The sequence below is a fragment of the Enterococcus sp. AMC1623 genome (assembly GCF_058216495.1).
In genome coordinates this window covers 1,631,082-1,656,361 of record NZ_CM177096.1, presented here as the reverse complement: position 1 = coordinate 1,656,361, position 25,280 = coordinate 1,631,082, and the positions used below count along the sequence as shown (strand labels likewise).

Here is a 25,280-nt window from a genome sequence, read left to right as displayed (position 1 = left end):
AATGTTGTGATTTCTATTTGATTATAAGGGTGAAATATAAAAAGATTACTCTTTATTATCATCGTATCTTGTTAAAATTAAAAATAGATAAATAACTAAGATACATTTTGATTTCGTAATGTCAGATTGTTTAATTAGACCATGTGCAATTTCATTTCGTAGATTAAGACCCATTGGTTCAACCATAATTATTTGAATTAAAGTATGAATATCCTCTCCTAGAAAAGTTTTAATGTAATCTTTAACTAAAAATTCGTTAAATGTTATTTCATACTGAACCATATCTTTTTTGAGTGATGTAGTTGCGAATCCCAATTTAGCAAGAAACCGTCTAAATGTAGATTCAAATTGAGGAACTAAAATATGAATAGAGCTAACATAGTCTTCTTTAAAAAAATTTTCAATTCCTGCTTTTACAAGAGGGTAGTTTCTCTCATCAAGCATTTTCCATGAATCAAATTTTTCCATAAGATGATCGGCAGAAAGGCTATGTTCTTCTATCAATTTTTCAAAAATAGCCTTTAAAAAAATCTCTAAATTTAGTGTCAATTCTTGTACATAACTAGTAATGAAAATGAACTTTTTTGACTCTTCTTTAGTTTCTGCGTTTACGATTTTGTTTCCACCATGAATTATACTTTTTGAGACAAGATTAAAAAAATTATTATCTGCTTCTTGAAGTGATTGTTGCTGCTTAATTATACTGACATTTGGAATAAATTCGTCACTTTTTGCAAGCTTATCAAGAGATTCATGAATGTTAGAAATAATATAAGGTGAAATACAATTATCGATATAGTCTGTAGGAATTGTAAAAGGAATTTTTATTGTTGCCATTTCATCACTTTGTTGATATGTTTCATAAGTTTGCTTTATTAAAACTTTTAAGTCATTAATTTTTTCTGTTTCTCCCATATTCTTATAGTATTCAAGTGCTTGTTCTAAGTTAAAAGCTTTTGTTAATGAGCTTTTTTGTTGTCTCCCGCCTTGATACTCAGCCTCTAATTCATAGCTTTTTCCAATATCCAGACGGAGGTTTTGTATTTGTTCTGTATTGTATGCCTCAAACTTTCCAAGAGCTATAGATTCCTCAATAAATAATCTATAAAAATGATACTCATGATTTTCAAAACATTTGTTTTTAAGATTTGTCAATATTGTTAATGTACAGGTGTAAAGTTCTTCTGAAATGTAACCTTTAAATTTAGAATCTAAAATGATTCTTACTAATTGAGAAAGATTACAAGCCCATATCGAATTATCTATATCCTTCGATTCAATTAATTGTGAATGTATTAGTTGAATAGCTTGTTGCAGGTATTTTTTATTATTCATAGAAAGCGAAACCTCAACTAATCTTGATATAGATAAAATAAAATTACTATCCTCATGTACAGTCTGATATTTTCTACAACTTTCTACAAGTGATGCAAGTAAAAATTGTGAAATTTGATATTTTTTTCTCGTTACTTTTTCACTCCCATACTCAAAAAGAAAATCTGAATATCTTACTTTTAAAAAAATATTATCAGTTTCAATCATTCTTCTTTCATAATATAAAAATTGTTCATCAGTGAAAGCTGTAATTTCAGGAACATTTCCAATGCCTGTAATACTGTATTCGGGGACAAATCTAGTGTCGCTTTTATTATTCGAAAGAATTGGTTTTTTTTCGATAAGTGAACAAATATCAATTTCATATTTTGCTAATTTTGCTTCATTTAAAAATCCTTCCGATTTTGCCCAATCATGGATTTCTTTAAAACCATCTCTAAATTCTGTATAATACTTGGTAATTTCTATTCTTTCTAGTTCATTAATTTTATCTATAAATTTCGTCATCTAGTTATCTCCGATATACCTAATTTTAAATTTAATTATACCCTCTCAAATGCTATGAAGGAATATAAGTATATAAAAAATAATTTTTAACTGGATGAAGCAAGTGAATAAAAGAGATTCAAAAAGATAGTTAATCATTTATTAGAATGTATAACTGACAAGAATGAAAGAGTGTTTTACTATATTTATGCACATGGAAACCTATACGATAGCGTAAAATATCTTGTGTAAATAGATATTTAGGGTAGAAAAAAAGAAAGTCCATTCTGTAAAATTAAAGTTACCACAACCGAAATTTTATAGGAGGACTTTCTCATGCCCAATTTTACTACAGAAATTATGGAAACACTAATCAATAAAGGTGATTTAGATGAATTATTTCGATGTCATTTAGAATTAGCTGTTAATTCATTATTGCAGGCTGAATTAACAGCTTTTCTTGATTATGAAAAATATGATCGTGCTGGGTTCAATTCAGGTAATTCCCGTAATGGGAATTATTCACGTTCATTCAGAACAGAGTATGGAGAATTAAATTTGGTGATTCCTAGAGATAGAAATGGTAAGTTTTCTCAACAAACTTTACCTGCTTATAAAAGAACCAATGACTCTTTAGAAACCACTATTATTCAGCTATTTCAAAAAGGAATTACTATGTCTGAAATCTCTGAATTGATTGAAAAAATGTACGGGCATCACTATACGCCACAAACCATTTCAAATATGACTAAAATAGTTTCTGAAGATATTATTGCCTTTAAAGAAAGGTCCCTAGAATCCAGATACTCTGTCATTTTTATGGATGCTACTCACATTCCTTTAAAAAGACAAACTGTTTCAAAAGAAGCAGTTTATATTGTAATTGGCATTCGATTAGATGGAACCAAAGAGGTTCTTGGGTTTAGTCTTGCTCCAACTGAATCTGCTTATGTTTGGAAAGAGATTCTTCAAGACCTAAAATACCGTGGTTTAAAAGAGGTTTTATTAGTCGTAACTGATGGTTTAAGTGGCATTAACGATAGTATTCATAGTGTTTATCCAAATGCTCAATTTCAACAATGTTGTGTCCATATATCTAGAAATATCGCTCATAAGGTTCGTGTTAGTGATCGACAAGAAATTTGTAGCGATTTCAAATTAGTTTATCAAGCAAGTTCAAAAGAAGAAGCAAATAATCAAATAAGGTTTATGATAGATAAATGGAAAAAGCAGTATCCACGAGTGGTTAAATTGCTCATGAATCCTGCTATATTAACCTTTTATAATTTTCCTCCGTCAATCAGAAGAACTATTTATTCAACTAATTTGATTGAAGGTTTTAACAAACAATTAAAGAAATATACCAAAAGAAAAGAGCAATTTCCTAATGAAGAATCTCTGGAGAGATTTCTAGTATCTCAATTCAACAACTATAATCAAAAGTTTCTATGCCGAGTTCATAAAGGTTTTAAAGAAATACATGATACATTAGAATCAATGTTTTAACTTGATCAACAGAATGGGCTTTTCCATTTACACATAATTCTTGACGCAACCACCTATACATGAAATAACCAAAAGGGTATACTCAAATTATAAGAAAATAACGAGGTGAAGAAAATGACTGAAAAAGCACAAAACAATGATGAAATCATTGAAAAGGCGAAAGACTTTTTTAGAGAAGTAATTGCTAAGAATCATATTAAAAATACAGAAAAGTTAAAAAACATAAACAACTTTAACGTGAATCCATTTCTGAACAAGTATTTAGCAAATTATTTAACAGGGAACGATGATCCTGAAAGTGTTTCGAAGGCATTAATATATCCAAGAGTTTTAGGTACTTCAATTAATACTTCATTCGGTTCCAACCTTCAAAAATTTATCAATAAAACTCTGGAAGGATATGGCTCTACTACGACTGGAATGGACATAGAATTTATTGATAAAATAGATGGAAGAAAAAAATACTGTCAAATTAAAGCTGGCCCTCAAACAATTAATTATGATGATGTGACTACAATTCAAAATCATTTTAAATCAGCGATTAATTTAGCTCGTACTAATAATATTCCTATTGCAAATATGGATTGTGTCGTAGGTGTTTTTTATGGCGAAGACAGCGAATTAAGTGCGTTTTATAGAACGTTAGCAGAGGACTATACAGTCTTAGCTGGAAAAGATTTTTGGTATCATTTAACAGGAGATGAAGATTTTTATCAAAAGCTAACTGATGGTATTGGAGATATAGCTAATGAATTTGATAGTACTGAGCTTCTTGACGAAACAATCAAAGCTTTGGCTGAACAACTAAAAAATATTGAAGGAATTGAAGAGTAGTTAAAAAAACTAGTACCTTTTTAGTGTACTAGTTTTTGATATTTTAAAATTGATTCAGATAATTTACTACAGATTTTCCAATAGCTTCCGCAAGATTTACCGGGACAGCATTTCCAATTTGTTTATATTGATTGTTTGTGCTTCCAGCAAACTCCCAATCATCTGGGAAACTTTGTATTCTTGCATATTCTCGAACAGTAAATGGACGAGTTTCATCAGGATGGCAACGTTCTGTTTGTTTCTGCGCGGGTGATGTAGTTAACGTTAGAGAAGGCTCATTCCAAGATAAGCGTCTAGCCATTCCTCTTCGACCACCACCAGAATGATAGGATGCACCCATGTAACTTTTAGCAACATTTTCAGGCAAGTTAACCCAACATCCTCCAGGAGGGACTAAGTTAAGGACTTCTATTTTAGACGCTGGATAAGAAGCACCTTCACTTTTCGGAACATCTTTTAATACATCCCTTAGAACAGGTTGATAGGTATATTCTTTAGGAAATTTAAAAGAATATTGTTGTTGTTCAAAAAGGTCGTTTCTAATGCCAATAATGACAATCCGCTCTCTTTTTTGTGCAACTCCATAATTCCAAGCATTCAGTATATTCCAAAATACTTGGTAACCTGAATCCTCGAAAATTTCTATCATAGTTTCTAATGTACGGCCATTATCATGATTCAAAAGACCTTTTACATTTTCTGCTATAAACATTTTAGGTTGCAGTTGTACTAATAATTGTGAATAAGGATGAAATAGAGTACCTCTAGTATCATTCAGTCCTTGACGTAAGCCAGCATAACTAAAACTTTGACAAGGATAACCGCCAGACAATACGTCTAGTTCTCCTCTAAAAGTAAACTGATCATGATTAAAGATACCATTTTGAGCAATAGTATTAATATCTCCTTCAATCACATTCCAATTAGGGCGATTTAATTTTAAAGTACTACATGCTGTAGAGTCTATTTCAATATCTGCAACAGAATTGAATCCAGCTTTTTCCAAACCTAAGGATAGACCTCCTGCACCAGCAAATGTTTCTACAAGCGTGTAATCGCGTTTTGGAGTAGTATTTTGAATATCAATAAACTCATCTAGCTTGTATTTAAATCTGTCTAATGAATCATCGTTAAATAATTCTAGCTGTTTATTATTAGTTGCATGTTTTTTTACTATAGTTGTAGTCATTGTATCACTCAATTCTTCTTTAAGTATTTCTGCATAGGATAGTCCTAACTCATTAGTGAGTTTGACAACATTAGTTTTTAAAGGAGAAAAACCTTCGGATAACATTTGAGACAATTGACTTTTACTCATTTGTAGTCGTTCCGCTAGTTCTGTTTGGGTTTTTATATTCTTTTGTTTCATGGCTGATAGAACTATTTCTTTATCAATAATCAAAGTACCCTCCTCCTTGTTTAAAATATTTTGAACAACCCAATTATAGCGAACCATGTTTTTCTAGTCAATACAAATATACGCAATAATTAAATAATATTTTTTAGAAGAATGATTTTTATTGTAGTATCAAAAGATGTAATTCTAATTAACTTATTTTTTGAATTTTTCTTTTATGAGGGTTAGTTCTTTTTCGTATTTAACAGAATTCCTATGTTTATTCAAAAAAGACACCTCAACTTTGGAAGTGTCTAAAACCTTTTGATTTTTGGAAGTACCATTCACTTATTAAACATACTGATAAAACAATATTCCTTAATATACTGGCGAAGTTTTTTAGTCATAAAAATGACCATCCTTTTGACCTTCCTTAGTCGTATGAAAGGGGACGCATCAGAGTGTGTTAGTGAACGAACAAAGAAATAAAGTTCGATTAAAGACTACCAGAAATCATATCAATATTGAGTATGGTCTCAAAGACACAAACGCTGCAGAATAAGAAAAGCGCTGATTTATCAGTTTTTAGAGAGTATCCTGAGCATAGGATGTTTTCTTTTTTTTGTCCTTGACCATCCTTTTGACCCTCTCTTTTAAGTAGTACAAAAATACATCAGAAGTTCTTGTAAATCTCAAAAATCCGATAATTTTAACTAGGTTTCACTAGGAATCATTGAAACATCCAATACGGTCTCAAAGACGAAAACGCTGCGGAATAAGAAAAACATTGATATATCAAAGTTTAGCGACTTTCTTTTCGAAGAAAGTCGTTTTTTTGTTCAATTTTATATTTTTGATGAGAAGACCCAAGAGAACCAAAAGCATGACTTTGATATGCTTTTGGTTCTCTTTTCGTTATGGCATGTATCTAGAACTAGGGTATATTTTTCATTTTCTTAGTTTGTAAATAAACTATCAGATATTGAAAAATAGCTGATAGTAGTAGGATTGCAACAACGATATATTTACCCATTGTAGTTTCAAAGTATTCGGAAAAATAACTGATTCTTGAGAGAATACCGATTGTTGCGCAAACCAAAATGAGGGGTATAAAAGTTGACCACATTTGTTTATCTTCATTATTTTGTGTGAAGAATAATATGGACATTACAATCAACAGTGTAAGGATTGTCAATATTCCAACCGGACCTGGTAATTCGACTGTTAAAGGAGTTTTAATAAAAATTGCTAGAAGTATGCCCCCAAAGAATAATAAGGTTCCTAGTATGCCTAGTAGCATATTGGATTGTTTCTTCTTTTTCGCATAGACGCCTTTACTGATGAGCCAAAATAAAGTAATTGCAGAAATAAATGAATATAGTCCGACAACCATAAATGACCCAAAATCAATATCATTCTCTGGGAAGATAAGGGCTGGAAGTATACTAAATAAACTATAAGAGCCTAAAGCAATCAAGGCTAACTTTAGAAAATCCATCAAACTTATGGGTGAGAAGGATAATAGGTCATTCGCAATTTCTTGCGGCTCCTTACCAAAATAGGTTTCAGCGCTAATACCATCTCTTTGGGCATCTAAAATATCAGTTAAAATCTCTAATGCTTTTTCTTCGATAACTGCTTCTTTTTTCATCGCTCCTCTTGCACGTAGATAAACGAGGAGGTCACCATAATAAGCATTATTTTCTTCAGTTAATTGTTGCTGTAGTTTTCGGTTGGTTTTGATTATGTCATTTGTTTTCATTTTCCTCAGCCTCCTAGCTGAATCTATCTAAAAGGGTACTGACATTGAGTTGTAATTGTTGCCACTCGGTCATAAAGTGCGCTTTTTCATTTTTACCACTATTAGTTAGATGATAATATTTACGGCTTGGTCCATCAGGTGAAGGGACCAAAGTGCTAGCAATGAAGCCTTTCTTTTCTAAACTCAATAATAAAGGATAAATCGTTCCCTTAGGTATCTGGTCAAAACCGATTTCCTCGAGTTTCAAACTTAAGGTGTAACCATATAGCGTTTCGTAATCTAACAATACAAGGATACATCCGGAAAGAATTCCTTTTAACATCTGAGAAGATCTGTTTTTATCTGTCATATACGACTTCCTTTACATAGCTATATTGTATTGCATACTAGTATACAATGAGTATAACCTATGTCGAGCTAGTTTGCAATACATAATAGTGTTTTAATTAAATCTATCGTGACAAAATTTCAAATATATTTTATGATTGGTTTGATAGAATAACAAAGACGTTAGAATAATCTTTCAATAAACTAAATAATAAGGAGAAAAAAATGAACCAAAAAATGGAACTGCTTTTTACTTTAGATGAAGGGTATTTACGTCCTCTTAAAGTGGCGTTGCTTTCAATTCATGCTAATAATCCCAATCAATCATTTCGAATATGGTTAGTACATGAACGTATCTCACAAGAAAGTTTATTATCATTACAAGCATTTAGTGAACATCTAGGATTTGAGTTTCGTGAAATGAAAGTTGATGGCAGTAATTGGAAGAATGCTCCGACTGTAGCTCGATATCCGAAAGAAATGTATTTTCGTCTGTTAGCGGGTGAAATACTACCTGAGGAAATCACAAAAGTTTTGTATCTAGATCCAGATATTTTAGTCATTAATTCGTTAAATGAACTATGGAATATTGATTTAACGAATCATTTGTTGGCGGCTGCAACGCACATTGGCTTGCTTGATTTAACAACACCTTTGAATAAAGTTCGCCTAGATTTAGATCATGAATATTATAATTCAGGAATTATGCTGATAAACTTAGAGCAAGCAAGAGAAAAGATCAAATGGGAGGATATCAGTCAGGTGCTGCAAAAACATGCCAATTATTTGTTATTGCCGGATCAGGATATTTTGAATTATTTATACGGAAAATATGCAATGACGATTCCAGAAGAAAAATGGAATTATGATGCGCGTATGTATACGAAATATCTTGCTAAAAGTTTGAATAAACATGATATTCATTGGGTACTGCGTAATACGGCAATTCTTCATTTTTGTGGTAAGCCAAAACCTTGGAGTAAAAAGCATGATAATCGCTTTACTGCCTTGTATTTGAACTATCAACAACGAGCAGACATCATTGAAGAAAGTATTCAAGAAAAATTGTAACAACAATTAGCCTAATCTAAAAGTAAACTCCCTGTCAGACATTATTTGACAGGGAGTTGTTGTTTTTGGAGAAAAAATTACCAAATAAACGGAAAAATTTGGTACCGTACCTTATAGATATAGTCATGATAGCTAGCGAGTTCTTGTAGTAAGAGTACTTCTTCATTTGATTATTAGTAAAAGATAACTTAAAAAATCAGAAATGCGTAAATGAACCCAAGACGAAAAGCATAGATAAAAATAAAAGAATAGTCGCCAAATACATGAGGTGGCGGATAATACCATATAAACCAGTGTCAACTACTTGTTGGTTTTCTTGGACGTCTACTGTTCTGGAGAGATAGGCATTTTCACGGATTACTTCAGCGTATAGTCCATACGCAATTAACAGAATAAAAGAAGAACAACTACACTTACGGGAAGCTAGCGCCAATTATAGCGAAAATCAAGTCCTACGATGACAAAACTATCTAAAAAACAAACCTATCGTATATGCAAAAATTGCATATACGATAGGTCTGTATTCTAGTTCAAATTACTGACTTGAACACTTTAAAAAGTGTGAACTGCCCCGTCCTATAGTATTAATTATTGAAGCTGATTTTATCTTAGAAATCGTTTAGCTTATCAATTTTATTTATTAGGAAAACGAGCCAATATCCCATTACCAGCTAATTCTTCTTCAATACGTAAAAATTGATTGTATTTTTCAACTCGTTCACTACGTGCCATTGAACCAGTTTTGATTTGTCCAGCATTCATAGCAACGGCAAAGTCAGCAATAAAAGTATCGCCTGTTTCACCTGAACGATGGGAAATCATCGTTGTATAACCATTGGCGCGAGCTAGCTTAATTGCATTGATAGATTCTGATACTGTGCCAATTTGATTTAATTTAATCAAAATAGAATTAGCAACACCTTTTTCAATTCCTTCTTTAAAAATCGTTGGATTGGTTACAAAAATATCGTCACCTACGAGTTGAACCGTAGCTCCCATTGCATCGGTTTGTTTTTTAAAGCCATCCCAATCATGCTCAGAGAAACCATCTTCAATCGAAATAATTGCTGGATATTTTTTAACTAGCGCTTGGTAATAAGCAAGCATTTCATCAGAAGAGAGTTCTTGGTCTTCAAAATGATAGTGTTGCGTTTCAGTAGAATAAAATTCGCTAGAAGCAGGGTCTAAAGCAATTGCAATTTCTTCTCCAGGGACATAACCAGCTTCTTGAATCGCGCGATATAACATCTCAATAGCAGCTTCCGTATTAGCTAATTTAGGTGCGAATCCACCTTCATCGCCAATCGCTGTTTCAAAACCTTCTTTGGCTAAAACGTTCTTTAGTGTGTGATACGTATTAGCTACTTTTTCAACACCATCACGAAAAGTCTCTCTTTTCACTGGTGTAATCATGAATTCTTGAACATCAATTCCAGAATCTGCATGCGCACCACCATTAATAACATTAAAGAATGGTTGTGGCAACTCTAAGTCAACACCACCTAAATAGCGATACAAAGGAACGCCTTGACTAACTGCAGCAGCCCGAGCAACTGCCATTGAAACACCTAAAATTGCATTGGCACCTAGACGACTTTTATTTGGTGTTCCATCTAAATCAATCATTAGTTGGTCGATTTTAGCTTGGTCAAAAGGAGGTTTTCCTTTTAATGCTTGATGAATTTCTGTTGCCACATTATTGACTGCGCGACTGACACCTTTTCCTTGTAGGCGTTTGCCACCATCACGTAACTCTACAGCTTCTCGGTCACCTGTAGAAGCACCACTCGGAACAGCTGCTCTACCTAAAGAGCCATCAGAAAGTAAAACATCGACTTCGACTGTAGGGTTACCTCGTGAATCAAATACTTCTCTTGCTTTGACATTTTCAATTACGATTGACATAATTTTCTCCTCCTTTTAAATGCAAAAAAGCCTGTTACACACAAGAGTCTACTTTAAGGCATACAAGTAACATGTATGACAAAATAAACTTTTGTATATAACAGGCGCCATCAGCCATTATTGGCGGTTATAGGGAGCACCATCCCTATGACCAAATAGTAGCACGATTTTTGAGTATCATCAATTAAGAACACTTGATTATATCAGTAATAATAAGGTGCCTACTACCAAGACGAATAAGCCTAGTATGGCTTTTTTCTTTAGCGATTCATGTAAGACGGTTACGCTAAAAAGTACGGTGACAACAATACTTAATTTATCAATAGGAACGACAATACTAGCAGGCCCCATTTGTAACGCTTTGTAATAACATAGCCAAGATAATCCAGTCGCACATCCTGAAAGAATCAAAAATAACCAATTGCGTTTCGTAATATTTTTAATAGTAGTTTGTTTTTTCTGATAAATGACAATCAACCAAGAAATAAGTAAAATAACCACTGTTCGAATCGCTGTTCCAAGATTCGATTCAACATTTTCTATGCCAATTTTACTTAGGATGGCTGTTAGACTAGCAAAAAAAGCTGAAAAACTAGCATATACTAACCAGCGACTGTCCGTAGTTTGTTTCGCCGTTGTTTTATGTTCAATCATACTATACGTTCCAAAACCAATCAAAAGCATAGCAAGTAGTTTAAGCAAAGAAAGGGATTCTCCTAAAAAAACCATCGATAAAATCATTGTTAAGAGTACGCTACTTTTATCAATGGAAACGACTTTATTCACATCACCAATTTGCAACGCTTTGAAATAACATAGCCAAGAAGCCCCAGTTGCTATTCCTGATAAAATTAAAAACAACATACTTCTGTGATCGATGGCAGAAATTAATGTTTGAGAATGAACCATAAAGACAATGCTCCACGAGAGTATAGCCACTACACAAGTTCGAATCGCAGTTGCTAGATTTGAATCGACATCCTCAATGCCAATTTTAGCTAAAATCGACATAACTCCAGCAAAAAAAGCTGATAAAAAAGCAAATAACACCCACATTAACCGATTCCTCCAGTCTAAATAAATAACCATCGAATTGAATTTATTTTAGCATGCGCTTTGCTTTTTTAAAAGGAACATTCAGGGTATAGTTAAAGAGTAAATGAAGTGAGGGAAGTCGCATGGAAAAATTAACAGAAGAACGGCTAAAAAAGCAAATCATCTTTCGAACGCATCAAAGCCACTTAATTGATTATTTTCAATCATCAGTATTTGTGCCGCTAGTAGAAATTGATGGTGAATATCACCTTGTATTTGAAAAACGAGCAGAAACTATCCGTCAAGGTGGGGAAATTTGTTTTCCAGGAGGCAAAATTGATCCGAATGATGAATCACCTCAGCTTGCAGCAATTCGAGAAACATGTGAAGAATTAGGTTGTCGTCCAGAAGGAATTGAAATTTTGGGTAATTTAGATACCTTAATCATGCCCACAGGAATGTTAGTGCATACTTATGTAGGATTATTACAGACTCCTTTAGAAGAATTAACTATTTCAGCTGATGAGGTAGAAAAAGTATTCACAGTTCCGGTAGCATTTTTCCTAGAGAACAAACCAAAAGAATACCAGTGCCAGGTATTGGTTCATCCTTATATTGTTGATCCAAAAACAGGAGAAAAAGAAATTCTGTTGCCAGTAGAAGAATTAGGCTTACCACAACATTATCAAGAACCGTGGGGAGCAGGGCAACATCAACTGCTCTTTTATCAAACTGAAGAATTAATTTGGGGTTTAACAGCAAAAATTGTGGCTAATTTTATTCATGAAATTAAACAATAAACGACTTTCTTGCAAAGGAAAGTCGTTTTTTTATTAAGTATTCAAGATTTTTTTATTAAAGATTAAATAAAAAATACCTGCCACCATAGCTAAAATTGCCATACTAATATAAACGCCACGATACGCAATAATTGGTACAAATGCGCCTAAAATCGAAGGACCAATCCCCACTCCAAAGTCGACAATTGCTAAGAACGTCGAAGTTGCTAAGCCAATTCGGTGCTCAGATGCGACTTTAATGGCAATGGTTTGTCCACTAGATAAAAACGTACCAAATCCAGCACCAATAAAAAGCGCAGCTAACAATAACATCCAACTATTTACAGTAGTACCCATTAACAATAAACCAATCGCAAAGGCAATAAATGACGGGTACATGACAAAGTTTTCTCCTTTTGTATCTATCCAACGTCCAGCAATTGGTCGAGAAAATAAAATGGCGATGGAATAGGCAATAAAAAAGAAGCTACCAGCAGCAACCAAATTAATTTCAGCTGTATAAGAAGTTAGGAAACTAACAATGCTAGAGTAACCAATTCCTAATAACATACCAATCAATGAAATCGGTACGGCTTTTTTTTCTAAGAAATGATGAATGGAAATTTTTTGCTGTGAATTAGTTGGTACGACTTTTTTTGTTTTAGGCATACGTAAAATGAATCCACCAAACATCCCAAGCACTAATAAAATAATCGATAGCGTAATAATTGTGTTAAAAGATAGCTGACGGACTAAAAACATCCCTAACATTGGACCTGTAGCAGAAGCTAACGTGGTACTTAATGAATAATAGCCGATACCTTCTCCGCGACGTTCTATTGGAATAATTTGTGCGGCGACAGTACTTGTTACCACTGAAGTTACACCAAAACCAATCCCATGAATAAAACGAACGACCATTAAGAGCATTAAATTGTTAAGAGGGTAATAAAAGAATGAGGAAATAAAATAAATTCCTAGACCAATAAAAAGCATTCGCTTATAACCAATCTGTTCAATGATGCTACCTGTAATAATTCGAGCAATTAAAGCTCCAATGATAAAAATCCCCACGGCACTACCTGCTTGACTAGGTGATGCACCTAATGATTTCATTGCAAATTCAGCAATAATAATCATTAATAAGTAATACACTAAATAAGTAATGAAATTAATAAGTGCGACTAATACGAAATCTTTTGTCCATAACTTTGATTTACCCAAAGAAATACCTCCTAATATGTTGTGTTTTCATAAAATTTCTAAAGCTTTTTCATTATAGCATCGACTATTTATTAGTTGAAATATATAATAAATTATATATTTATTACTTTTAGCTATAAGGAGAAAATATGGAATTAAAACAATTAAGGTATTTTCAAGTGGTTGCTCGCTTAGAGAATATGACGGCAGCAGCTGAAGAATTACATATCGCTCAACCTTCACTAAGCAAATCGATTGCCCATTTAGAAGCAGAATTAGGGGTGAAATTGTTTGATCGAGTAGGGAAACGGATTAAATTAAACGAATACGGCACCATTTTTTTAGTTTCAGTTGAACGTATCTTTCGTGAACTAGATTATAGTAAATATCAGCTCACACATTTAATTGAAACCAAAGAAAACAGTGTGACGATTGGGGCATCTTCTTCAAAGTTTTTACAAGAGTTATTCCAAGAATTTTTTTTACAGCATCCCACAAGACGATTTAAAATTGCACACATTACACAGCAACAAGAATTAGCAGCGAAATTATTAGATGGAGAAGTAGATTTAGGTATTTTTTATACCCCCATTCGTCACCCTGAGATAGCTTGCCAGCCGTTATTAACGGAAGAAATTTATTTAGCGGTGCCACCGAATCATGCATTAGCCCATCGAAAAAATATTCATCTAAGTGAAGTAGCGGAAGAACCGTTTATTAGTGTGACAAGTGATTATGCATTTGGAGAAATGACGAAATTATTTTGTCGAGAAGCTGGTTTTGACCCAGATGTTGCCTTTGAAATTGAAAGTTTTGACTTTATTATTCAGCTAGTTCATGCTGGTTTTGGAGTCACGTTTGTACCGCAATCTTGGACTGAAAACAAACATCAAAAATCGTTACCACTTTTGACGATTGATTCACCCACTTGTCAGCGAACAATTTGGCTATCTTGGTTGAAAAATCGTTATCAAACACCGATTACGCAAGGCTTTAAAAAATTTGCCACCAATTATTTCGAACAAAAAAAGAGCCAAACATAAAAAATTTGGCTCTTTTTGGTGTATATTGCTAAAAACGGCGTAATTATTTGTATAAGAGGATTTCTTGGGTGGCTTCTTCATTGAGTGGCTGCATCACGTTGTTATAAACAAAATAAGCAACTCCGAAACATAGGGAACCAGCAATAAAGATCTTTGTCATTTTTTTCATCAAGCGACACTTCCTTATCATTTATTCTACGAATAGTTTATCGCGAATAAAAAGAGTCAACCATCGAAAGAAGTGAATCTAAACGAACAAAATTGTTAGATAAAAAAACACTGAAGTCAAACGACCTCAGTGTCTAAAATAATTAATCCATTCCGATTAAATAATCATCGTCTTGCATAGCTTCAACTGTTCCTAATAGATAACCATTTCCTACTTGTGAGAAGAAGTCATGGTTACTTGTCCCTGTAGAAATACCATTCATGACAATTGGATTGACATCATTTGCTGTATCAGGGAAGAGAGGGTCTTGTCCTAAATTCATCAAAGCTTTATTGGCATTGTAGCGTAAGAAAGTTTTTACTTCATCTGCCCAACCAATTTCAGCATATAATTGATCGGTATATCTTTCTTCGTTTTCATATAATTCGAAGAGCAGTTCATACATCCAATCTTTTAATGTTTGTTGTTGGTCTTCAGGCAATTGATTAAAGCCTAATTGGAATTTGTAACCAATATATGTTCCATGAACAGATTCATCACGGATAATTAATTTAATGATTTCTGCCACATTGGGAAGTTTGTTATTTCCTAGATAATAAAGCGGTGTGTAAAAACCAGAATAGAATAAGAAAGTCTCTAGATAAACACTCGCCACTTTTTTCTCTAAAGCAGTCCCATTTTTATAGATTTCATTGATTTTTTCTGCTTTTTTTTGTAAAAATTCGTTGGTATTTGTCCATTCAAAAATTTCTTCAATTTCTTTTTTGGTATTTAAAGTACTGAAAATTGATGAATAGCTTTTCGCATGAACAGATTCCATAAATTGAATATTATTTAAAACTGCTTCTTCATGAGTTGTACGGACATCTTTTTTTAATTGATCCATGCCACTTTCCGATTGGATTGTATCTAATAAAGTTAAACCACCGAAAACATGTCCAACCATTTCTTTTTCTTGATCGGAAAGACTACGCCAGTCGTCTAAATCATTAGATAGAGGAATACGTGTGTCTAACCAGAATTGCTCGGTTAATTTTTCCCAAGTGGACTTATCGATAACGTCTTCGATTTCATTCCAGTTAATTGCTTTATAATAAGTGTTTGCCATGAAAAGGCCTCCTCTTTGAACTAGATTGAACAGCTTTCACATTGATTGCTGCCGATTTCTTCTGCATCGTCAGTAAATGTACGAATATAATAAATAGATTTAATCCCTTTATGGAAAGCATAATGACGTAAAATATTTAAGTCACGAGTTGTTTGTTTACTTGTGTCTTTCCATTCGTACAAACCTTCAGGAATTTCAGAACGCATGAATAAAGTTAAGCTCATGCCTTGATCGATGTGTTTTTGTGCTGTTGCGTAGATATCAATAACTTTACGCATATCCATGTCATAAGCTGATTTGTAATAGCTAATTGTATCATTTGATAAGTGCGCAGCAGGATAATAGATTTTCCCAATTTTCTTCTCTTGACGTTCTTCAATTAAACGAGTGATTGGATGTAAGCTAGCACTTGTATCGTTAATATAAGAAATAGAGCCGTTTGGTGCTACTGCTAAACGATTTTGATGATAAAGACCATCTTTTTTAACCGCATCAGCTAAAGCTTGCCAATCTGCACTAGTTGGAATTTGAATTCCTTCAAAAAGGGCGGCAATTTTTTCTGATTTTGGTTGATAATCCGCTTGAATGTAGCTTTCGAAATAACGACCATTTGCATAATCTGATTTTTCAAAGTTATGGAAGACTTCACCACGTTCTTTGGCAATGACATTACTTTCCATTAATGTCCAGTAATTTAATAGCATGAAATAAATATCTGTAAATGCAATTGATTCTGGAGAACCATATTCCATTTGATTTTTAGCGAAATAAGTGTGTAGTCCCATCGCACCTAAACCAATTGTATGGTTTAAACGATTTCCATTTTGAATAGAAGGGACAACATCAATATCAGATGCATCTGTTACATAAGTTAATGCACGTGTCATTGTACGAACCGATTTACCAAAATCAGGGCTCTCCATCAAGTTAACGATATTTGATGAACCTAAGTTACAGCTAATATCTGTACCTAGTTCTTCATATTCTTGTTTCCCATTTAGGACAGAAGGCTCTTGGACTTGTAAAATTTCAGAACATAAATTACTCATGACGATTTTACCGTATACGGGATTTGCACGGTTCGCAGTATCTGTATTGATGATATAAGGATAACCAGATTCTTGTTGCAATTTAGAGATTTCATTTTCTAAATCGCGTGCACGTATTTTTGTTTTACGGATACGTGGATTAGCAACTAAATTATCGTATTCTTCTGTAATATCAACATAAGAGAAAGGGACACCGTATTCTTTTTCAACGCTATATGGACTGAATAAGTACATATCTTCATTTTTACGTGTTAATTCATAAAACTTATCGGGAACAAGGACGCCTAATGATAATGTTTTTACACGAATTTTCTCATCTGCATTTTCTTTTTTAGCAGATAAAAAGCTAATAATATCTGGATGGAAAACATTTAAATAAACAACCCCAGCACCTTGACGTTGACCTAATTGATTTGAATAACTAAAACTATCTTCAAATAATTTCATAACGGGCATAACGCCGCTTGCAGCACCTTCATAACCTTTAATAGGAGCACTTGCTTCACGTAAGTTAGATAAAGTAATCCCTACACCGCCGCCAATACGAGATAATTGCAACGCAGAGTTAATTCCACGACCAATAGAATTCATATCATCTGTTAACTGAATTAAGAAACAAGAAACAAGTTCACCGCGACGCTTTCTTCCAGCATTTAAGAAAGAAGGCGTTGCTGGTTGGTAACGTTGATGAATCATTTCGTCCGCTAAAGAAAGGGCTAATTCTTCATTGCCATCTGCAAAGTACAAGGCATTAAACGCAACACGGTCTTCATAGCTTTCTAGGTATTCCGTACCATCATTGGTTTTTAAAGCATATTGTGAGTAGAATTTATAGGCAGCCATAAATGACTTGAAATGAAATTCTTGGTCATCTAAAAAGGCGTATAATTTTTCGATGAAATCAGGCGTATACTTATTTATAAACGCTTCTTCCAAATAATCATTAGCAATCAGATACTCAATTTTCTCTGTGACTGAAGCAAACTTTTTGGTATTTGGTTCGACATTTTCTTTGAAGAAGGCTACGAGAGCTTCTTGATCTTTGTGTAATGGAATCTGTCCATTAACTGGACGGTTGATTTCATTATTTAACTTGAAGTAAGTGACGTCTTTTAACGTTTTTAAACTCATTCATATACACAACCTTATCTCTATATTTTTAATATTTCATAAAAAAATGGACTTGTTAGTCACAGGTGACGGACAAATCCAAGGTAAATCTGATTTTCTTTGGAACGAAAATTAGCTTGCTAATTGGCGTAATTGATCTGGACGGAAACCGACAACAGTTGTCGCATCAGATGTAATTACAGGAACGCTTTGGAAACCTTGTTCTTTTAACCAATCAATAGCATTAGGCTCGTTGTCGATATTGATTTCTTCAAAGCTAATATTGTTATCTGCTAAAAAGCGTTTAGCCATTTTGCATTGCATGCAGTTGTTTTTTGAGAATAATTTGATGTTCATATATATTTCCTCCTCGTTGCTTGAACTAATTAATGTATATAAATAGTATAATGAACTGAGAAAGAAGTCAAATGAAAAAATACTATATATTGTGTTTGTGAATATTGGAAACACTATTTGTTGTGGTTTTTTAAAAGTCTTTTTATAATTAAGTGTGATGAATAGTGGGGTTTAAAGAGAAACACGCTTTATATATTGTAGCTGAAAAAAAGTAAAAAGTAAAAAGAATTTCTCTAAAGTTTTTAAATTCACAAGTGAAATAAAAAAGAGTCATCTGTTGGCCATCTTTTTTGCTTAGTGCCGACTAGCGATAGCATTTATTTTTAGTAAAAGAATTTTTGTCTCTGGTTCTGCTTCAGATAATGGATTGTTTCTATTGTAGCTAACGACAACCTGAATCTAATAAAAATTTTTTTAGAAAAATAAAATCTTCTAAACACGATGATTGGTAGAGAAATAATTTAGTCAATTACATGAATGGAGAACTGTTTTGTGGAACAGTGTCTTCAGAGTATTCAACAATTAGTGGGGCTCAAAATTTACGCGAGACTTAGGTGTTTAATCTGTGACTCGTTTGTATTAAAGCGGAACTTATATGAGGGAGATTTAATCATTTAATCCATTATTTTAATAAAATGAAAAATAATTTTATGAGTTGAAATGTTGTTATAATAGCATTTTTCTAATTTAATTTTTAAAAAATGGCGTTTTTGGTTAAAAAAAGATTGTAATTTTCAGTATATTCTAATAAAATTAACATCAAGTTAGAAATAGATTAGGGGGACGATTTATGAAAAAGAAAAAATTATTAGGAACATTATTGGTGAGTGCTATTTTATTAGGCGCTTGTACAACAGGTGGAACGTCTAAAACAGATGACAGTGCTAAGACAGGAACAGGAGAAGCAGAACAAGTATTTAACTTAGCTGTTTTACAAGAAATGCCTACCGCTGATTTATCAATTGCGACCGATACAATTAGTTTCACTGCTTTAAACAATGTATATGAAGGATTATATCGTTTAGATAATGAAAATAAGCCACAACCAGCCGCAGCTGCAGAGTTAGCAGAAGTTAGTGAAGACGGTTTAACTTATAAATTAAAATTAAGAGAAGATGCTAAATGGTCAAATGGTGATCCAGTAACTGCTGCAGATTTTGTTTATGGTTGGCAACGTACAGTCGATCCTGAAACAGGTTCTCAATATGCGTATCTTTATGAAGTAGTAGACAACGCGACAGATATTATTAATGGGAAGAAACCAGCAACAGACTTAGGAATTAAAGCTGTGGGAGATTATGAATTAGAAATTACGTTAGCTGTAGCAACACCGTATTTTGATTATCTATTAGCATTCCCATCATTCTTCCCACAACATGAAGCAACAGTAGAAGAATTTGGTGCAGATTATGCGAAGAAGAGCGATACTGCTGTTTATAATGGACCATTTACATTAAGCGATTTTGATGGACCTGGTGTAGATACAGAATGGTCATATGAAAAAAATCCAGAATATTGGGATGTAGAAAATGTTAAGTTAGAAACAATTAATGTCTCTGTCGTTAAAGAATCTTCAACTGGTTTGAATTTATTCCAAGATGGACAGTTAGATGATGTTATCTTAACAGGTGAATTAGCACAACAAAATACAAATAGTCCAGAATTTGTTACATTAAAAGAGTCACGTACAAGCTATATTGAAATGAACCAAAGAGAGAAAGACTCTCCATTTAACAATGAAAACTTACGTAAAGCATTGTCTTATTCAATTGATCGTGAAGCATTAGTTAAACAAGTATTAGGTGATGGTTCGGAAGCTTCAACTGGTTTGATTCCGCAAAACATGTCATTTAATCCAGATACAGGCAAAGATTTTGTTGAAGAAACAACAAATAATACAGAATATGATGTTGAAAAAGCGAAAGAATATTGGGAAAAAGCCAAACAAGAATTAGGAATTGATTCATTAAGCTTTGAATTACTTTCAGATGATACGGATTCTGTGAAGAAAGCGGCTGAATATGTTCAAGGTGTTTGGAATGAGACTTTGGATGGTGTAGATGTTAGTATGACTAACGTACCATTTAGTGTTCGTTTAGACCGTTCAAATGCTGGTGACTTTGAAGTTGTTTTTGGTGGTTGGGGAGCTGACTATGCAGACCCAAGTAGCTTCACTGATTTATTTGTAACAGGAAATGCTTATAACCGTGGCCGTTGGAGCAACGAAGACTATGACAAAGCAGTTAAAGATGCTGCAACAACTTATGCAACGCAACCAGCCGAGCGTTGGCAAGCATTGTTAGATGCAGAAAATATTTTAATTGAAGATATGGGAACTATTCCAGTATATCAACGTGCAGAAGCACATTTACGCGCTGAAAAAGTGAAAAATATTGTTTCTCACGGTGCAGGCGCTTCTCATGATTACAAATGGGCTTATATTGAAGAGTAAAAAAATAAATCGCTCACCAAAGCTAGATTGTCTAGTTTTGGGGGCGATTTTTTTGTGGGATGAGAGAAAGATTGCGTGACCAACCAATCGAACCTGAAAGTAAAAATAAACTAATAATCGTCCCTTCACGAACAAATAATGGTAAGTAAAACAAGTAGGAAAGGAGGAGTGAGAGTATCACACAACTCACATCAATACTATAGCGATAAAAAGCAAAACTATTTTTTGTACGCTCCGAAATGAGTAAACAAAAATTCTCAATTGGAAATTTTAACAAATCTAATCGTAAGACTTGTCCAGTGCCAATCCCGCCAATAATGGTTCCTAAAACAAAGAAAAATAAACGCCAACCATAAGAAATTAAAGTAATATCTGAAAATAAATAATACAACATAAAATTAATCACTTCACCAAAGCTGATTAAAGAAAATAGCATAAGAAGATATTGTTTTTTATCTTTTTGTGTATCCATTCCCCAGCAAACCAATAAAAAACCAATGTTGATGAGTGAGGTTATCGTGCCAATTTTTAATGATAAGACACCAGATAACGCCGTGTTGAGCGAATTAAAGCTACTCACGCCAATCGTTGCCTTGATGGTCATACTGATACCTAAAGCACTAATAAAATAGAAAATAAGCGATTGCGAAACGGTTTTAAACTTCATTGTATTCCTCCTTTGTTGTGTTGTAGTCATTATATGCTAAACTGAAGAAGAACTATATGAGATATCTCATGTTTAGGAGAAAAAGATGAAAAAATTATTGTATACGAATCAATCAAATGTTAATTTACCGGAATGTTTTCCAGAGGGGATTAAAAAACATGCTTATATTTTTCAATTTGAATCAAACGAGTTTATTCAAAAAGAAGAAGAGGATGTTTACTATTTATTTTATATTTTAGAAGGAAAAGCAAAAATTTTGAAAAGTCAGGAGAATGGTCGACATATGATTGTTCAATTTTTAGAAACGGAGGACTTTATTGGTGAACTAACGTTAATTCAAGCAGAAGAACATACCAAAAATGTCATCGCGAGAAATACAGTCAACTGCTTAGCAATCCCTATCTCTGCTGCGCGTAAAATATTAATGAATGACACAATCTTTTTACAAGAAATCAGTCGTTATATCGGATTGAAGTTATTATTGCGAGTAGAACATTTTACTGAAAATCAAATGTATCCTTTGATGGTACGTCTCATTGATTTATTGTTGCGAATTTCCATTGACGATTGTTACGAAGAAAAACAAACGGAAATTGCTGAATATCTCGGTGTGAGCTATCGTCATTTGTTATATACGATGCAACAGCTAAGAGAAATGGGCTATATTGATAAAAAGCAGGGCTATTATTATCTGCATCGAGAAGCATTAGTTAACTATCGTACACAACTTGTTCAGTAAAAATGATTTTCTCTAAAAGAAATAATGAAAAACCGTTGCATTTTAAAATAAGCAGGTGTAAGATAGTAAAGTATTAAATGAATGTTGATTACTTTTAAGCAATCCATTGTCATTTTACGGGGGTATAGCTCAGTTGGTAGAGCAGCAGACTCTTAATCGCATGACCTACTGAATTGGAGTGTTACTAAAACCCTTGATATCAAAGGATTCTAGTTGATGAAAATTGGTCGGAATAAAAATGCCAACAATTTGCCAACAAATTATTAATCCAGTTAGTTACAAAAGAGTTCACTTTTCGGAGGAGTGGGTGGCGACCCCTAAAAGTTAGAGTTTTTATTATGCAGCTGATTGGCTGGATTGAATTCGGTATTCGACCGGACTCAGTCCAGCCAATTTTACTTTTGATCGTACGTGGTTATACCAGTAGATGTATTCTTTAATTCGTCGTTTTAATTCTTCATAACTGACTAGTTTCTCTCCATAATACATTTCTTGTTTTAATATGCCAAAGAAATTCTCCATCGAAGCATTGTCTGCACACGTTGCTTTACGTGACATACTCTGGAATACATTGTTTTTATTTAATGTTTTTACCCATTTATTATGTTGGTAATGCCAACCTTGATCCGAATGGATAGTTGTACGGTAGGTTGCGTGATTCTTTATTATCTCTATTGTTTCATTTAGTGGCTCCATGACTAAATCTAATGTTGGGCGTTTCTTAATTCCAAACGCAATCACTTCTCCATTATATAGGTCAAGAATAGGGTTTAAATACAACTTTTCTTCCCCTAGACATTTGAATTCCGTAATGTCAGTTACTAGTTTCTGAAATGGGATAGGTGTACTAAACCGACGTGACAATCGATTCTTCACTATTTTTCCAGTAGTTCCTTTATATGAATTGTATTTACGGGATTTTCGCATGAATTTTACACACTTTAATCCTAGCTCTCGCATAATGCGATACACCTTTTTATGATTAATACAGTATCCTAATTTCTTTAACTCGTCTGTAATCCGTTTATATCCATAACGTTCATAAAACGCCTTAAATAGGTGAGTAATGCGTTCTTTTAGTTCGATATCCAGATCTTCTTTTCCGAAGTTCTTGACATGATAGTGATAGGTTGCTTCGGGAATTCCCACAACTAGGATAATATCCTTTAATCGGAACCCTTCTTCTTTAAGTTCGAATGCCCATTTTGCTTGCGCTTTTCGAGTAAGACATTCGGATTTTCCCGAAAAGCTCTCAGCTTTTTTAAATAGGCAATTTCTAATCTCAGTAGTTCATTCTCTCGTTCTAACTCCGTTTCACGTGTGAACTTGTTTTCTTCCTTTTTCGTTTGTTTATTTAGTTTCTTAGTCATAGAAGGTCGCTCCTTTGATTTTGGTTTCAAGCCTTCTATCCCTTGAGAATTAAAATCTTTCATCCAACGATAAATTAATGAAGGATTATTTAATCCGAATTGTTCAGTCGTTTCCTGATAAGAAGCACCTGTGTCTAACATAAATTGTATCGTATTTAATTTAAATTGAACAGGATATACTTCCTTCCTTTTTCTTCGTTTTAATCCCTCCATCCCTTGTGTTTTATAAGCTCTTACCCAATTTTGTAATGGTGTTGCAGAAGGCATATTGTATTTCTTCGCCAATAATTTATAACCAATATTTCCATCCAAATACTCCGTAACAAGCTTTATTTTAAATTCTTCACTATATTTAGCCATAAAAATACCCCCGAAAGTTAGATTTATTACTCTAACTTTCGGGGGTCGGTACCGTGGGGCTCTTTTTTTGTATCCTTTTGATCAAAACCAAATACCTTTTCGAGGGAACTTGCTGCCTCTTTTTTGAATCCAGGTGTCAAATGGGCATATAAATTGGCAGTAGTTGTGAATGAAGCATGTCCTAGCCATTCTTGAATTCGTTTCATATCTTGCCCGTTGTCCAACATGATGGATGCATTAGAATGTCGTAAATCGTGAAAGCGAATGACACGTAACTTATGCCTCCTCATGAGAACTTTAGTTCGTCTGGAGAGATAGGAAGGTGTCATTAAACGACCATCTTCCATAGTGAAGATATATTCGTTGTCTTCTTCCTTGTACTTGTCGCCAAAAAGCTCTTTATTTTTTTGCTGCCATTCAGCTTGATTCATTAATTCTTGCTCAATGTGAGAGACAAGAGGCATGGAACGGTAACTAGGATCATTTTTGGTCTGATCTTTTTTTATCAGTACAGCATAATTATAGGGATCTTCCAAAACTACGTGGTTGATTTTAAATTTCTTATTGATAAAATCAATTGCACTCCATTTCAATCCTAAAACCTCACTTCGACGCAGCCCATAAAAAGCAGTTATTAGAAGCACCAAGCGAATTTTTTCACCTTCACACACTTTCAAGAGTCCTTCCACTTCTTCGCTGGAATAAAACTTTGGAATAAATTGTTTCTTCTTAGGTCTTTCAACCCTGTCAGCAATGTTACTAGGTATATATTCCATATTAACTGCGTGTTGCAAGGCTTTGCGGATATAGGCATGATAATGAATCGCTGTATTCGCACTGCAACCATCATCTAAAATAGATTGATAAAACATTTGAAGGTGAATTGGTCGTAAATCTTTTAAAGGTAGACGACTGGGCTGGAAGAATGCTTTGATTCGTGTATTGACTTCTTTTTCATACCCTATAAATGTTAGAATAGAAACATTTTGTTTGGCAATTTTCAAATAATCCTTCAAGTAATCAAAGAAAGACATATCCGCTTTTTTCTCCCAATCAAAGTGATTCGTGGGTTCTTGCTCTTTTTCAAGCAATTCCTTTTCTACTTCAATCAAAAACACATCTTTAATTTTTTCTGCCCGCTTTTTATTGCCTTTTTTCTTAAGCTTGGTATCCCGCCATCTTTGTCTAGAAACACCAAATACATCCTTATAAGTAATTACGACTTGCAATGTACCACGTTTTTCAACAATATTTGCTCGTAAGTCCAATTTAATTCC

General features: G+C 33.5%; 22 protein-coding genes, 1 pseudogene and 1 riboswitch. Of the genes and pseudogenes, 7 read left to right on the top strand and 16 right to left on the bottom strand.

What is annotated here, in order from left to right:
* Positions 1 to 45 precede the first annotated feature (45 nt).
* Complete coding sequence (locus tag AC4BC7_RS08130) at positions 46 to 1,842, bottom strand: DUF4209 domain-containing protein (protein WP_490504370.1); 1,797 nt, start codon at positions 1,840 to 1,842, stop codon at positions 46 to 48.
* Between the two features lie 315 nt (positions 1,843 to 2,157).
* Here AC4BC7_RS08130 and AC4BC7_RS08125 point away from each other — a divergent pair, with 315 nt between their 5' ends.
* On the top strand, positions 2,158 to 3,327 hold the full coding sequence (locus AC4BC7_RS08125; RefSeq protein WP_176244453.1) for an IS256 family transposase: 1,170 nt from the start codon (positions 2,158 to 2,160) through the stop codon (positions 3,325 to 3,327).
* A gap of 114 nt (positions 3,328 to 3,441) precedes the next feature.
* Entirely contained in the window at positions 3,442 to 4,161 is a 720-nt protein-coding gene (locus tag AC4BC7_RS08120) for a PmeII family type II restriction endonuclease (protein ID WP_002405415.1), read from the top strand.
* Positions 4,162 to 4,204: 43 nt separating this feature from the next.
* Here the strand turns inward: AC4BC7_RS08120 and AC4BC7_RS08115 are convergent, their stop codons facing one another.
* From AC4BC7_RS08115 to AC4BC7_RS08105, 3 genes are all read right to left on the bottom strand, one after another.
* Positions 4,205 to 5,563, bottom strand: coding sequence for a DNA cytosine methyltransferase (locus tag AC4BC7_RS08115; RefSeq protein ID WP_010783152.1), 1,359 nt, complete (start codon positions 5,561 to 5,563; stop codon positions 4,205 to 4,207).
* Positions 5,564 to 6,431: 868 nt separating this feature from the next.
* A complete protein-coding gene (locus AC4BC7_RS08110; RefSeq protein ID WP_490504369.1) occupies positions 6,432 to 7,259 on the bottom strand; it encodes a DUF1129 domain-containing protein in 828 nt (275 codons plus the stop codon).
* Positions 7,260 to 7,272: 13 nt separating this feature from the next.
* On the bottom strand, positions 7,273 to 7,608 hold the full coding sequence (locus tag AC4BC7_RS08105; RefSeq protein WP_490504368.1) for a PadR family transcriptional regulator: 336 nt from the start codon (positions 7,606 to 7,608) through the stop codon (positions 7,273 to 7,275).
* A gap of 203 nt (positions 7,609 to 7,811) precedes the next feature.
* On the opposite strand from AC4BC7_RS08105, the gene AC4BC7_RS08100 reads away from it, so the two are divergent.
* Entirely contained in the window at positions 7,812 to 8,657 is an 846-nt protein-coding gene (locus AC4BC7_RS08100) for a glycosyltransferase family 8 protein (RefSeq protein WP_490504367.1), read from the top strand.
* Positions 8,658 to 9,290: 633 nt separating this feature from the next.
* On the opposite strand, the gene eno is transcribed toward AC4BC7_RS08100, so the two are convergent.
* The 3 genes and pseudogenes from eno to AC4BC7_RS08085 all read right to left on the bottom strand — a co-directional run.
* Positions 9,291 to 10,562, bottom strand: a complete 1,272-nt coding sequence (eno, locus tag AC4BC7_RS08095; RefSeq protein ID WP_490504366.1) for a phosphopyruvate hydratase — start codon at positions 10,560 to 10,562, stop codon at positions 9,291 to 9,293.
* A 94-nt stretch (positions 10,563 to 10,656) separates the two neighbouring features.
* Positions 10,657 to 10,718, bottom strand: a riboswitch (Fluoride riboswitch).
* A gap of 42 nt (positions 10,719 to 10,760) precedes the next feature.
* Complete coding sequence (locus AC4BC7_RS08090) at positions 10,761 to 11,216, bottom strand: EamA family transporter (protein ID WP_490504421.1); 456 nt, start codon at positions 11,214 to 11,216, stop codon at positions 10,761 to 10,763.
* Positions 11,208 to 11,618: pseudogene (locus AC4BC7_RS08085) on the bottom strand (EamA family transporter); the annotation flags it as partial. The pseudogene AC4BC7_RS08085 and the gene AC4BC7_RS08090, both read right to left, overlap by 9 nt.
* A gap of 122 nt (positions 11,619 to 11,740) precedes the next feature.
* On the opposite strand from AC4BC7_RS08085, the gene AC4BC7_RS08080 reads away from it, so the two are divergent.
* Positions 11,741 to 12,397, top strand: coding sequence for an NUDIX hydrolase (locus AC4BC7_RS08080; protein ID WP_490504365.1), 657 nt, complete (start codon positions 11,741 to 11,743; stop codon positions 12,395 to 12,397).
* A 33-nt stretch (positions 12,398 to 12,430) separates the two neighbouring features.
* On the opposite strand, the gene AC4BC7_RS08075 is transcribed toward AC4BC7_RS08080, so the two are convergent.
* Positions 12,431 to 13,600: an MFS transporter gene (locus AC4BC7_RS08075; protein ID WP_490504364.1), complete on the bottom strand. Its 1,170-nt coding sequence runs from the start codon at positions 13,598 to 13,600 to the stop codon at positions 12,431 to 12,433.
* Positions 13,601 to 13,728: 128 nt separating this feature from the next.
* Here AC4BC7_RS08075 and AC4BC7_RS08070 point away from each other — a divergent pair, with 128 nt between their 5' ends.
* Positions 13,729 to 14,622 (top strand): LysR family transcriptional regulator, encoded by an 894-nt coding sequence (locus AC4BC7_RS08070; RefSeq protein WP_490504363.1) that lies wholly within the window; start codon positions 13,729 to 13,731, stop codon positions 14,620 to 14,622.
* A gap of 43 nt (positions 14,623 to 14,665) precedes the next feature.
* Here AC4BC7_RS08070 and AC4BC7_RS08065 read toward each other — a convergent pair whose 3' ends face one another.
* From AC4BC7_RS08065 to nrdH, 4 genes are all read right to left on the bottom strand, one after another.
* Positions 14,666 to 14,791 (bottom strand): hypothetical protein, encoded by a 126-nt coding sequence (locus AC4BC7_RS08065; RefSeq protein ID WP_490504361.1) that lies wholly within the window; start codon positions 14,789 to 14,791, stop codon positions 14,666 to 14,668.
* 142 nt (positions 14,792 to 14,933) lie between these two features.
* Complete coding sequence (gene nrdF / locus AC4BC7_RS08060) at positions 14,934 to 15,899, bottom strand: class 1b ribonucleoside-diphosphate reductase subunit beta (protein WP_207941392.1); 966 nt, start codon at positions 15,897 to 15,899, stop codon at positions 14,934 to 14,936.
* 20 nt (positions 15,900 to 15,919) lie between these two features.
* Complete coding sequence (gene nrdE, locus AC4BC7_RS08055; protein WP_207941391.1) at positions 15,920 to 18,079, bottom strand: class 1b ribonucleoside-diphosphate reductase subunit alpha; 2,160 nt, start codon at positions 18,077 to 18,079, stop codon at positions 15,920 to 15,922.
* A 111-nt stretch (positions 18,080 to 18,190) separates the two neighbouring features.
* Positions 18,191 to 18,415: a glutaredoxin-like protein NrdH gene (nrdH, locus tag AC4BC7_RS08050; RefSeq protein WP_207941390.1), complete on the bottom strand. Its 225-nt coding sequence runs from the start codon at positions 18,413 to 18,415 to the stop codon at positions 18,191 to 18,193.
* Positions 18,416 to 19,205: 790 nt separating this feature from the next.
* Here nrdH and AC4BC7_RS08045 point away from each other — a divergent pair.
* Complete coding sequence (locus tag AC4BC7_RS08045) at positions 19,206 to 20,867, top strand: peptide ABC transporter substrate-binding protein (protein ID WP_490504360.1); 1,662 nt, start codon at positions 19,206 to 19,208, stop codon at positions 20,865 to 20,867.
* Between the two features lie 31 nt (positions 20,868 to 20,898).
* Here AC4BC7_RS08045 and AC4BC7_RS08040 read toward each other — a convergent pair whose 3' ends face one another.
* On the bottom strand, positions 20,899 to 21,534 hold the full coding sequence (locus AC4BC7_RS08040; protein ID WP_490504359.1) for a DUF6198 family protein: 636 nt from the start codon (positions 21,532 to 21,534) through the stop codon (positions 20,899 to 20,901).
* Between the two features lie 85 nt (positions 21,535 to 21,619).
* Here AC4BC7_RS08040 and yeiL point away from each other — a divergent pair, with 85 nt between their 5' ends.
* Positions 21,620 to 22,273, top strand: coding sequence for a transcriptional regulator YeiL (gene yeiL, locus AC4BC7_RS08035; protein ID WP_490504358.1), 654 nt, complete (start codon positions 21,620 to 21,622; stop codon positions 22,271 to 22,273).
* Positions 22,274 to 22,609: 336 nt separating this feature from the next.
* Here the strand turns inward: yeiL and AC4BC7_RS08030 are convergent, their stop codons facing one another.
* The 3 genes from AC4BC7_RS08030 to AC4BC7_RS08020 are packed head-to-tail and all read right to left on the bottom strand — an operon-like array spanning position 22,610 to position 25,271.
* Complete coding sequence (locus AC4BC7_RS08030; protein ID WP_490504395.1) at positions 22,610 to 23,554, bottom strand: IS3 family transposase; 945 nt, start codon at positions 23,552 to 23,554, stop codon at positions 22,610 to 22,612.
* A complete protein-coding gene (locus tag AC4BC7_RS08025; protein WP_311055572.1) occupies positions 23,440 to 24,003 on the bottom strand; it encodes a helix-turn-helix domain-containing protein in 564 nt (187 codons plus the stop codon). The genes AC4BC7_RS08030 and AC4BC7_RS08025 overlap by 115 nt, the downstream gene beginning before the upstream one ends.
* Positions 24,004 to 24,029: 26 nt before the next feature.
* Positions 24,030 to 25,271 (bottom strand): tyrosine-type recombinase/integrase, encoded by a 1,242-nt coding sequence (locus AC4BC7_RS08020; RefSeq protein ID WP_490504357.1) that lies wholly within the window; start codon positions 25,269 to 25,271, stop codon positions 24,030 to 24,032.
* Positions 25,272 to 25,280 lie beyond the last annotated feature (9 nt).